The organism is Streptomyces sp. CA-251387 (assembly GCF_050936625.1).
Taxonomy (GTDB): domain Bacteria; phylum Actinomycetota; class Actinomycetes; order Streptomycetales; family Streptomycetaceae; genus Streptomyces.
On sequence record NZ_JBNJMJ010000001.1, the window covers coordinates 6961397 to 6972500 of the forward strand.

The 11104-nt window shown below is 69.4% G+C and carries 11 protein-coding genes (1 of these 11 only partly in view); 9 read left to right on the forward strand and 2 right to left on the reverse strand.

The window, feature by feature from the left end:
* Positions 1-154 precede the first annotated feature (154 nt).
* The 6 genes from eccD to ACQEV2_RS31280 all read left to right on the forward strand — a co-directional run bounded on the left by eccD (position 155) and on the right by ACQEV2_RS31280 (position 7335).
* Positions 155-1612 (forward strand): type VII secretion integral membrane protein EccD, encoded by a 1458-nt coding sequence (gene eccD, locus ACQEV2_RS31255; protein WP_433048833.1) that lies wholly within the window; start codon positions 155-157, stop codon positions 1610-1612.
* A gap of 217 nt (positions 1613-1829) precedes the next feature.
* Positions 1830-2117 (forward strand): 30S ribosomal protein S15, encoded by a 288-nt coding sequence (gene rpsO / locus ACQEV2_RS31260; protein WP_004982702.1) that lies wholly within the window; start codon positions 1830-1832, stop codon positions 2115-2117.
* 343 nt (positions 2118-2460) lie between these two features.
* Entirely contained in the window at positions 2461-4683 is a 2223-nt protein-coding gene (locus ACQEV2_RS31265) for a polyribonucleotide nucleotidyltransferase (RefSeq protein WP_433048837.1), read from the forward strand.
* On the forward strand, positions 4680-6059 hold the full coding sequence (locus ACQEV2_RS31270; RefSeq protein ID WP_433048840.1) for a M16 family metallopeptidase: 1380 nt from the start codon (positions 4680-4682) through the stop codon (positions 6057-6059). Before ACQEV2_RS31265 ends, ACQEV2_RS31270 begins: the two co-directional genes overlap by 4 nt.
* A 61-nt stretch (positions 6060-6120) precedes the next feature.
* The gene (gene dapB, locus ACQEV2_RS31275) at positions 6121-6873 is read left to right on the forward strand and encodes a 4-hydroxy-tetrahydrodipicolinate reductase (RefSeq protein ID WP_433048843.1); all 753 of its coding nucleotides are present in this window, start codon (positions 6121-6123) and stop codon (positions 6871-6873) included.
* Between the two features lie 9 nt (positions 6874-6882).
* The gene (locus ACQEV2_RS31280) at positions 6883-7335 is read left to right on the forward strand and encodes a hypothetical protein (protein ID WP_433048846.1); all 453 of its coding nucleotides are present in this window, start codon (positions 6883-6885) and stop codon (positions 7333-7335) included.
* A 102-nt stretch (positions 7336-7437) separates the two neighbouring features.
* On the opposite strand, the gene ACQEV2_RS31285 is transcribed toward ACQEV2_RS31280, so the two are convergent.
* Together ACQEV2_RS31285 and ACQEV2_RS31290 are read right to left on the reverse strand one after the other, a co-directional pair.
* Complete coding sequence (locus ACQEV2_RS31285) at positions 7438-7992, reverse strand: PH domain-containing protein (RefSeq protein ID WP_433048849.1); 555 nt, start codon at positions 7990-7992, stop codon at positions 7438-7440.
* A gap of 91 nt (positions 7993-8083) precedes the next feature.
* A complete protein-coding gene (locus ACQEV2_RS31290) occupies positions 8084-8320 on the reverse strand; it encodes a hypothetical protein (protein WP_433048852.1) in 237 nt (78 codons plus the stop codon).
* A gap of 211 nt (positions 8321-8531) precedes the next feature.
* On the opposite strand from ACQEV2_RS31290, the gene thyX reads away from it, so the two are divergent.
* The 3 genes from thyX to ACQEV2_RS31305 all read left to right on the forward strand — a co-directional run.
* Positions 8532-9272, forward strand: a complete 741-nt coding sequence (thyX, locus tag ACQEV2_RS31295; protein WP_128435320.1) for an FAD-dependent thymidylate synthase — start codon at positions 8532-8534, stop codon at positions 9270-9272.
* Between the two features lie 212 nt (positions 9273-9484).
* Positions 9485-10384, forward strand: a complete 900-nt coding sequence (dapA, locus tag ACQEV2_RS31300) for a 4-hydroxy-tetrahydrodipicolinate synthase (protein WP_433048855.1) — start codon at positions 9485-9487, stop codon at positions 10382-10384.
* A 154-nt stretch (positions 10385-10538) separates the two neighbouring features.
* Positions 10539-11104, forward strand: the beginning of a protein-coding gene (locus ACQEV2_RS31305) for a ribonuclease J (RefSeq protein WP_433048858.1). The gene runs 1120 nt beyond the window's last position; only the first 566 of its 1686 coding nucleotides appear in the window; it begins with the start codon at positions 10539-10541; the stop codon falls past the right edge of the window.

An 11104-nucleotide genomic window follows, 5' to 3' on the forward strand; every position in this document is an offset into this window, starting at 1 on the left:
CAGTGCCCGAGGGAGGCAGGAGCATGGAGATGCGGCGCAGGTCCTGGGAGGAATGGGGGAGGTAGGGCCTGCGGCGGGTGCGGCAACGGATATGGTGGCGCTCCGCGTCGTACGAGCGGCGCGAGGAAGCCTTGTCTAGCAGGGGGAACACCAGGTGAGCACGGGGACTTCGACAGGTTTCTGCCGAATCACCATCGCAGCACCGGACAGCCGTGTCGACGTCGCGCTGCCCGAGGACTTGCCGATCCAGGACCTCTTTCCCGAGATCGTGAGGCTCTCGGGCCTGGTCCAGTCGGACACCAGTCCCTCGGGCTACCACCTCGTGACCCGCGAGGGCCAGGTGCTCGACGCCAGCCGCTCGTTGCTCGAGCACCGGGTCAGGGACGGTGAGGTGCTGCTGCTGCGCACCTTCGCCGACTCGCTGCCGCCGGCCGTGCACGACGACGTGGTGGACGCGATCGCCGCCGCGGTCAAGCAGGACACCCGCAGCTGGAACGACAACCTGATGCGGATCGCCGGTCTCGTCGCCGGATCGCTGCTGCTGGTCATGCTCGGCTTCGTCTTCTGGTTCGCGGACCCGATCCGGCACGACATGCACGGCCTGCAGGGCATCCTCGCCGGCGTGACCGCGCTCGCCCTGACGGCACTCGCCGGCGTACGGGCCCGGGTGTACGAGGACCGCGGCTCCGCCGTCGCGCTCGGCATCTCGGCGCTGCCGCACGCGCTCATCGCCGGCTCCGGCGCCATCCCCCAGGACGCCGGCGAAGGCCCCGGCCGGATCCAGTTCCTCGTCGGCTGCGTCGCCGTACTGCTCTTCTCCGTCGTACTGATCATGCTGCTGCCGCAGGGCGACGCCCCGTTCGTGGCCGCCGCGCTCGCCGCCGCGATCGGCACGCTCGCCGTGTTCTGTGGTGTGCTCACCGAGGCGGAGCCCCGGGAGATCGCCGCCGGCACCGCGGTCGTCGCCCTGGCGGTCGTCGGCTTCCTGCCCGGCTGGTCCGCCCGCTTCGCCAAGCTGCCGATCGGCTTCCGCAACCCGGAGGACCTGGCCAGGGCCCGTCGCGAGGGCATCGAGGGCGACCTCGAGGCCGTCGACGTCCAGCGCATCGTCGCCCAGACCAGCCGGGGCCACGAACTGCTGCTCGGCATGGTCGGCGGTTGCGCCGCCGTCATCATCGGCGCGGGCGGCGCGGTGCTCGGTTTCAGCGACAACGGCTGGGCCCAGCTGCTCGCCCTGTGCACCGGCCTCGCCGCGATGCTGCGGGCCCGTCTGTTCCGCTACACCGCCCAGGTCACCTGCCTGTTCGTGGCCGGTGTCGTCACGCTCGCCCTGCTGGTCCTCGGCCTCGCGATCTCGCCGCCGGCCGACATCATCATGGAGCTGCTCCAGAACAACTCCGGCCCGGTCAACGTACGGACCCTGTGGCTCGGCGCCTCCGTCGGCGTCGGCGTGCTGCTGCTCATCGCGATCGCCCTGATCGTGCCGCAGAAGGGGCTCTCCCCCTTCTGGGGCCGCATGCTGGACCTCGCCGACTCGCTGGTGCTGCTCTCCCTGGTCCCGATCTGCCTGGCCGTCCTCGACGTCTACGGCAAGGTCCGCGGCGGGGTCTGACCGGCGCGGGGCCGCGCAGGGCCGCCGGTGAAGGGCGTGCTCGTGGGCTGGTACGCTGTGTGACGGCCGTTTGTGTACGCGCCCCCGGAGCACCGCAGCAGCCCTGCACAGCCCTGGAGGCCGCGCCCAGCGGATCCCCGCCTCCCGAGTCACGGAAGCTCCCCTGAGAAGAAGACCAGGGGCACTCGGCGGCAACCACAGATCATGAGGAGTACGCGTGTCGCTCGACGCCGCTACGAAGAAGCAGATCATCTCCGAGTTCGGTACCAAGGAGGGTGACACCGGCTCCCCCGAGGTCCAGGTCGCTCTGCTGTCCCGTCGGATCTCCGACCTGACCGAGCACCTCAAGACCCACAAGCACGACCACCACTCCCGTCGTGGTCTGCTGATCCTGGTCGGTCAGCGTCGCCGCCTGCTGCAGTACCTGGCCAAGAAGGACATCCAGCGCTTCCGTGCGCTGGTCGACCGCCTCGGCATCCGCCGCGGTGCGGCGGGCGCCAAGTAAGACGCCGTGAAGGGAGCGGTTCCCGGGAGGATCGGGAGCCGCTCCCTTTGCCGTACGTGCGGAAAGTCAGCCGTGCGTGCGGAAACATGCGGAGTGTCACTCACGCTTTGTAGTGTGGTAGCACAACGCAATACGGACGACACAGCACGACAAGACGCACAACAAGAAGAGGAGAAGCGCGCCTAGCCGCCGCCGGTCCTCGGTAGTGGCCCCCGGGGGAAGCGAGCCCCGGGTGCTTCGATCGAAGACCGGCCCGCACCGCACGGAGCGCTTCTCCGCCACCGTCCCCCTGCCACACGGGCAGCGAGGGACGAAAGACGACAAAGTAACGGAGAAAACGCTAGTGGAGAACGAGACCCACTACGCCGAGGCCGTCATCGACAACGGCTCCTTCGGCACCCGCACCATCCGCTTCGAGACGGGCCGCCTGGCCAAGCAGGCCGCCGGTTCCGCCGTGGCGTACCTGGACGACGACACCATGGTGCTGTCGGCCACCACCGCCTCCAAGCAGCCCAAGGACCAGCTCGACTTCTTCCCGCTGACGGTGGACGTCGAGGAGCGGATGTACGCCGCCGGCAAGATCCCCGGCAGCTTCTTCCGGCGTGAGGGCCGGCCGTCCGAGGACGCCATCCTCACCTGCCGCCTCATCGACCGCCCGCTGCGCCCGTCCTTCAAGAAGGGCCTGCGCAACGAGATCCAGGTCGTCGCCACGATCATGGCGCTCAACCCCGACCACCTGTACGACGTCGTGGCGATCAACGCCGCGTCCGCGTCCACGCAGCTGGCCGGTCTGCCCTTCTCCGGCCCGATCGGCGGCGTCCGCGTCGCGCTGATCCGCGGTCAGTGGGTGGCCTTCCCGACGCACACCGAGCTCGAGGACGCCGTCTTCGACATGGTCGTCGCGGGCCGCACCCTGGAGGACGGCGACGTCGCGATCATGATGGTCGAGGCCGAGGCCACCGAGGAGACCATCAAGCTGGTCCAGGGTGGCGCCGAGGCCCCGACCGAGGAGGTCGTCGCCGCCGGTCTGGAGGCCGCGAAGCCCTTCATCAAGGTCCTGTGCAAGGCCCAGGCCGACCTCGCCGCGAAGGCCGCCAAGCCGACCGGCGAGTTCCCGATCTTCCTGGACTACCAGGACGACGTCTTCGAGGCCCTGACGGCCGCCGTCAAGCCCGAGCTCGCCCAGGCGCTCACCATCGCCGGCAAGCAGGAGCGCGAGTCCGAGCTGGACCGCGTCAAGGCGCTCGCCGCCGAGAAGCTCCTGCCGGAGTTCGAGGGCCGCGAGAAGGAGATCTCCGCCGCGTACCGCTCGCTCACCAAGCAGCTGGTCCGTGAGCGCGTGATCAAGGAGAAGAAGCGCATCGACGGCCGCGGTGTCACCGACATCCGCACGCTGGCCGCCGAGGTCGAGGCCATCCCGCGGGTGCACGGTTCCGCGCTGTTCGAGCGTGGCGAGACGCAGATCCTGGGCGTCACCACCCTCAACATGCTCCGCATGGAGCAGCAGCTGGACACCCTCTCCCCGGTGACCCGCAAGCGCTACATGCACAACTACAACTTCCCGCCGTACTCCACCGGTGAGACCGGCCGCGTCGGCTCCCCGAAGCGCCGCGAGATCGGCCACGGCGCCCTCGCCGAGCGCGCCCTGATCCCGGTCCTGCCGACCCGCGAGGAGTTCCCGTACGCGATCCGTCAGGTGTCCGAGGCCCTCGGCTCCAACGGCTCGACGTCCATGGGCTCGGTCTGCGCCTCCACCATGTCGCTGCTGAACGCCGGTGTGCCGCTGAAGGCCCCCGTCGCCGGTATCGCCATGGGCCTGATCTCCCAGGAGATCGAGGGCGAGACTCACTACGTCACCCTCACCGACATCCTCGGTGCGGAGGACGCCTTCGGTGACATGGACTTCAAGGTGGCGGGTACCAAGGAGTTCGTGACCGCGCTCCAGCTCGACACCAAGCTGGACGGCATCCCGGCCTCGGTCCTGGCCGCCGCCCTGAAGCAGGCCCGTGACGCCCGCCTCCACATCCTCGACGTGATGATGGAAGCGATCGACACGCCGGACGAGATGTCCCCGAACGCGCCGCGGATCATCACCGTGAAGATCCCGGTCGACAAGATCGGCGAGGTCATCGGCCCCAAGGGCAAGATGATCAACCAGATCCAGGAGGACACGGGCGCCGAGATCACCATCGAGGACGACGGCACGATCTACATCGGTGCCGCCGACGGCCCGTCCGCCGAGGCCGCCCGTACGACGATCAACGGCATCGCGAACCCGACGATGCCCGAGGTCGGCGAGCGCTACCTCGGTACGGTCGTGAAGACGACGACGTTCGGCGCCTTCGTCTCCCTCCTCCCCGGCAAGGACGGTCTGCTGCACATCTCGCAGATCCGCAAGCTGGCCGGCGGCAAGCGCGTGGAGAACGTCGAGGACGTCCTCGGTGTGGGCCAGAAGGTCCAGGTCGAGATCGCCGAGATCGACTCCCGCGGCAAGCTCTCCCTCGTCCCCGTGATCGAGGGCGAGGAAGGCTCCGAGGACGACAAGAAGGACGACACCGACAAGTGACGTCGAGTAGCTCCACGGCGACGGCCCGCACCTCCTCGGAGGCGCGGGCCGTCGCCCGTACCCAAACCCTCATCAAGGGCACCAACGGCATCGGCACCGTCCGCAAGACCACCCTCCCCGGTGGCCTGCGCATCGTCACCGAGACCCTGCCCTCGGTCCGCTCGGCGACCTTCGGCATCTGGGCGCACGTCGGCTCCCGGGACGAGACCCCGGCCCTGAACGGCGCCACGCACTACCTGGAGCACCTGCTCTTCAAGGGCACCACCCGCAGGTCCGCCCTGGACATCTCCTCCGCCATCGACGCCGTCGGCGGCGAGATGAACGCCTTCACGGCGAAGGAGTACACGTGCTACTACGCGCGTGTGCTCGACGCGGACCTGCCGCTCGCCATCGACGTCGTCTGCGACATGCTCACGGGCTCCCTGATCCTCGAAGAGGACGTCAACGTCGAGCGCGGCGCCATCCTCGAAGAGATCGCCATGACCGAGGACGACCCGGGCGACTGCGTGCACGACCTGTTCGCGCACACCATGTTCGGCGACAACCCCCTCGGCCGCCCGGTCCTCGGCACGGTCGACACGGTCAACGCCCTCACCGCCGACCGCATCCGCCGCTTCTACAAGAAGCACTACGACCCGACCCACCTCGTGGTCGCGTGCGCCGGCAACATCGACCACAACAAGGTCGTACGACAGGTCCGCGCCGCGTTCGAGAAGGCGGGCGCCTTCAGGAACGGCGACGCCGCCCCCATCGCCCCGCGCGCCGGCCGGCGCAGCATCCGCACCGCGGGCCGCGTCGAGCTGATCGGCCGCAAGACCGAGCAGGCCCATGTCGTCCTCGGCATGCCCGGCCTGTCCCGCACGGACGAGCGCCGCTGGGCGCTGGGTGTGCTGAACACGGCGCTGGGCGGCGGCATGTCGTCCCGCCTCTTCCAGGAGGTCCGCGAGAAGCGCGGCCTGGCCTACAGCGTCTACTCGTACACCTCCGGCTTCGCCGACTGCGGACTGTTCGGCGTGTACGCGGGCTGCAGGCCGTCGCAGGTCCACGACGTGCTGAAGATCTGCCGCGACGAACTCGACCACGTCGCCGAGCACGGCCTGCCCGACGACGAGATCGACCGCGCCATCGGCCAGCTCAAGGGCTCCACCGTCCTTGGCCTTGAGGACACCGGCGCGCTGATGAACCGCATCGGCAAGAGCGAGCTGTGCTGGGGCGAGCAGATGTCCGTCGACGACATGCTGGCCCGGATAGCGTCGGTGACCCCGGACGACGTCCGCTCGGTCGCCCGCGAGATCCTGGGACAGCGACCCTCGCTGTCGGTCATCGGCCCGCTGAAGGACAAGCAGGCGTCCCGGCTGCAGGACGCCGTCGCCTGAGCCTCTCCTGGTTCGCCCCGTCCCCTCCGGTCCCCATCCCTCCGGTTAAGGAAGCAAGAAGATGAGCAAGCTGCGCGTGGCGGTCCTCGGTGCCAAGGGCCGCATCGGCTCCGAGGCGGTACGGGCGGTCGAGGCCGCCGAGGACATGGAGCTGGTCGCCGCCCTGAGCCGGGGCGACAAGCTGGAGACGCTCGCGGAGACGGGTGCCCAGGTCGCCGTCGAACTGACCACGCCGGACTCGGTGATGGCCAACCTCGACTACTGCGTGAACCGCGGCATCCACGCGGTCGTCGGCACGACGGGCTGGACCGACGAGCGCCTCGCGCAGCTGAAGGGCTGGCTGGACGGATCCCCGGAGACGGGCGTGCTCATCGCGCCGAACTTCTCCATCGGGGCCGTCCTGACGATGAAGTTCGCGCAGATCGCCGCGCCCTACTTCGAGTCGGTCGAGGTGGTCGAACTGCACCACCCGAAGAAGGTCGACGCCCCGTCCGGCACCGCCACGCGCACCGCCCAGCTCATCGCCGAGGCCCGTCGCGCCGCCGGTACGGCCCCGGCGCCGGACGCCACGACCACCGCCCTGGACGGCGCGCGCGGCGCGAACGTCGACGGCGTCCCGGTCCACGCGGTCCGCCTGCGCGGCCTGCTGGCCCACCAGGAGGTCCTGCTCGGCGGCGAGGGCGAGACCCTCACCATCCGCCACGACTCCCTCCACCACAGCAGCTTCATGCCGGGCATCCTGCTCGGCGCCCGCCGCGTGGTGACCACTCCGGGCCTGACCTTCGGCCTGGAACACTTCCTGGACCTGGGCTGAGGCTTCCAGATGCGCGCGAAGATCTCCTACGCCATAACGGCCGCCGTCCTGGTCGTCTACTTCGTGCTGGTCGGCAGCCGTGGCGTGATGCTCATCCAGTCCGGCACGGTCCTCACCGTCACCTTCGGCGTCGCGGTGCTGATCCTGCCGGTGATCGGCCTGTGGTTCCTGTGGAAGAACACCCAGTTCGTCCGCAAGGCCAACGCCCTCGCCGCCGAACTCGACGCCGAGGGCGGCCTGCCCGTCGACGAGTTGAAGCGCACCCCCGGCGGCCGTATCGACCGCGACTCGGCCGACGAGGTCTTCGCCAAGCGCAGGGCCGAGACGGAAGCGGCCCCCGACGACTGGCGCAGCTGGTTCCGCCTCGCCATCGCCTACCACGACGCCCGCGACACCCCGCGCGCCCGCAAGGCGATGCAACGCGCCATCGCCCTGCACGACGGCAAGACCGTCGAGGCCTGAGCCGTACGAGGACTCAGCCGTACGACGACTGCACAGGCGCACGTCGAAGGGGCCGGCCCGCACCCTCTGCGGACCGGCCCCTTCGGCGCGTCTGCGTCGGGCTCAGCCGCGACTGCTCTCCGCGGCCCACGCCTCGACCGCGTCGGCCGCCCGGTCGAACGCCGCGAGCCGCCCTACGAAGTCCGCATTGTGCGTGGTCATCAGCGTCGGCATGTCATCAGCCGCACGACCCCGCCGCACGAGCATCAGCGCCTGCCCCTGCACCGTCCGCGGCAACCCCAGCCAGCGCACCGGCTGCTGCACCGTCCGCACGGCGACGACCTGCTCCCAGGGCACCGTACGCGTCACGAAGAAGCCCACCTGGCGCAGCCCGCGCGCGCTCACCCACACGCCCATGCGCAGCAGCCGCAGGGCGCCGGCGATGACGAGCAGCGCGACGGCGAAGACGACAGCCGCCTCGGTCACCGAGCCGGTCAGGGCGATGATGACCGCGGCGAACAGCACATAGGAGGCCAGCAACAGCCACAGCGCCGCTACGCCCACCCGCCAGGGACCGGGCCGGTAGGGGCGCCGCCAGCGGTCCCGGTCCTCGAAGGGCAGCGCGACGTCGTCGGCTGCCTCGAATGTGCGGTCGGCCGTCAGGAAGGGCAGGGGCACGGCTGGTCCTCACTCGATCCATGCGTGGGCTGTGCCCGGTGAGGCTATCGACCTGTGTCCCCACTCACCACCCTGAGGGGGCCGGATGGAGTCAGCGCCCCTGGGAGGCCTGTGACTGCTGATTCTGCGTCGCGGTATCGGTGGACAGCGCCGGCATGCCGAGGACCAGCGAGCCCACGAGCCCGGCGACGATGGTGAGCCCCAGCAGCCAGCGCCCGGCTATCTGACCGGCGGACGCCCGCTCACGGGGCGGGGGAGCGACATTGCTGCGGAACCTGTCGGCTTCGGCGAGGAAGGCGAACGGGACGGGTTCACGCCGACGGAACATCGGGGGGTCTTCTCCTCTCGGGGTCGTATGACTGACTGTCACTGACACAGACGGGCGAGTGCCCCAAAAGGTGCCCGGTTTCGCCGAATTCACAGAAATTCGCCGAAGTTCGCCGACGTATGTCGCGACCCGGCACCGAACGCCCCGTTGTCAGTGCCGGGCCGTAGAGTGGGCGCCGCCCGAGAGAAGTGATGGAAGGACCCTCCGAGCCGTGACCGACACCCCCGCCGACGACCTCAAGCCCAGCTTCCGCAGCGACGTCACCGTCGAGCTGGTCAAGCACAGCGCGGCCGACTCCGACGTGCTGTGGGCCGCCCGCGTCTCCACCGCCGGCGAGCAGTCCCTGGAGGAGCTGCAGAAGGACCCCGAGCGCTCCAAGGGCCTGATCAACTACCTGATGCGGGACCGGCACGGCAGCCCCTTCGAGCACAACTCGATGACCTTCTTCATCAGCGCCCCGATCTTCGTCTTCCGCGAGTTCATGCGGCACCGCGTCGGCTGGTCGTACAACGAGGAGAGCGGCCGCTACCGCGAGCTCCAGCCGGTCTTCTACGTCCCCGACGAGTCCCGCAAGCTCGTCCAGGAGGGCCGCCCGGGCAAGTACGTCTTCGTGGAGGGCACCCAGGCCCAGCAGGAGCTGGTCGGCCGCGTCATGGAGGACTCGTACCGGCAGGCGTACGAGGCCTACCAGGAGATGCTCGCCGCCGGCGTCGCCCGCGAGGTCGCCCGCGCGGTCCTCCCGGTCGGCCTGTTCTCCTCGATGTACGCCACGTGCAACGCGCGCTCCCTGATGCACTTCCTCGGCCTGCGCACCCAGCACGAGCTCGCCAAGGTGCCGTCCTTCCCGCAGCGCGAGATCGAGATGGTCGGCGAGAAGATGGAGGCGGAGTGGGCCAAGCTCATGCCGCTGACGTACGCCGCCTTCAATGCGAACGGCCGTGTGGCGCCGTAAAGCACTCCCGTTCCCCGACCGGGCACGGCCGCACGGACCAGCCTCATGAGGTGTCCGTATTGCGGCATTTAGAGAAGTTCATCTAGCCTGATCAAACGGACCCGGCACTGCTTGAACCCCCGAGCAGGCAGTGCCGGGCTCCATCTTTGTCCTGACTTTTCCGCACCCCCCGAGGGCAGACCAGGCCGTGCGCAACGAGTAGCGTGTAACCCATGGCTCCGACCTCCACTCCGCAGACCCCCTTCGGGCGGGTCCTCACCGCCATGATCACGCCCTTCACGGCGGACGGCGCACTCGACCTCGACGGCGCGCAGCGGCTCGCCACGCACCTGGTGGACGCAGGCAACGACGGCCTGATCATCAACGGCACCACCGGCGAGTCGCCCACCACCAGCGATGCGGAGAAATCGGACCTCGTACGAGCAGTGCTGGAGGCGGTCGGCGACCGTGCCCACGTGGTGGCCGGCGTCGGCACCAACGACACCCACCACAGCCTCGAGCTCGCCCGCGCGGCGGAGCGGGTGGGCGCACACGGCCTCCTGGTCGTCACGCCGTACTACAACAAGCCCCCGCAGGAGGGCCTGTACCGGCACTTCAAGGCCATCGCCGACGCCACCGAGCTGCCGGTCATGCTCTACGACATCCCCGGCCGCAGCGGCGTCCCGATCAACACCGAGACGATCGTCCGCCTCGCCGAGCACCCGAGGATCGTCGCCAACAAGGACGCCAAGGGCGACCTCGGCCGCGCCAGCTGGGCCATCGCCCGCTCCGGCCTCGCCTGGTACTCCGGCGACGACATGCTGAACCTGCCCCTGCTCTCGGTGGGCGCCGTCGGCTTCGTCTCGGTCGTCGGCCATGTGGTCACCCCCGACCTGCGCGCGCTCGTCGATGCGTACGTCTCCGGAGACGTCCAGAAGGCCACCGAGATCCACCAGAAGCTGCTCCCGGTCTACACGGGCATGTTCCGCACCCAGGGCGTCATGACGACCAAGGCCGTGCTCGCCCTCCAGGGCCTGCCCGCCGGACCCCTCCGCGCCCCCATGGTCGAGTGCTCCACAGAGGAGATCGAGCAGCTCAAGATCGATCTTGCCGCAGGCGGGGTACAGCTCTAGCACCAGACTTCGCGCGCCAGGGCGCGCATCGGACTTCACAACTGAATAAGCAGGCCACCGGTGCCTGCACCCCACAACGACAACTGCTTCTGCACGAACGTCACGCGCGCCACGTGCCCGACCGGTACGTGGCGTGCGTGGTGAGGAGAGTCTTTTGAGTCATCCGCATCCTGAACTCGGCTCGCCCCCGCCGCTCCCCGAGGGCGGCCTGCGGGTCACCCCGCTCGGCGGCCTCGGCGAAATCGGCCGAAACATGACGGTCTTCGAGTACGGCGGCCGTCTGCTGATCGTCGACTGCGGAGTGCTCTTCCCCGAGGAGGAGCAGCCCGGAATCGACCTGATCCTGCCGGACTTCTCGTCCGTCAGAGACCGCCTCGACGACATCGAGGGCATCGTCCTCACCCACGGCCACGAGGACCACATCGGCGGCGTCCCCTTCCTCCTCCGCGAGAAGCCGGACATCCCGCTGATCGGCTCCAAGCTGACCCTCGCCCTCATCGAGGCCAAGCTCCAGGAGCACCGCATCCGCCCGTACACCCTTGAGGTGGCGGAGGGAAACCGCGAGCGCATCGGCCCCTTCGACTGCGAGTTCGTCGCGGTCAACCACTCCATCCCGGACGCCCTGGCCGTGGCGATCCGCACCCCCGCCGGCATGGTGGTCCACACCGGCGACTTCAAGATGGACCAGCTCCCGCTGGACAACCGCCTCACGGACCTCCA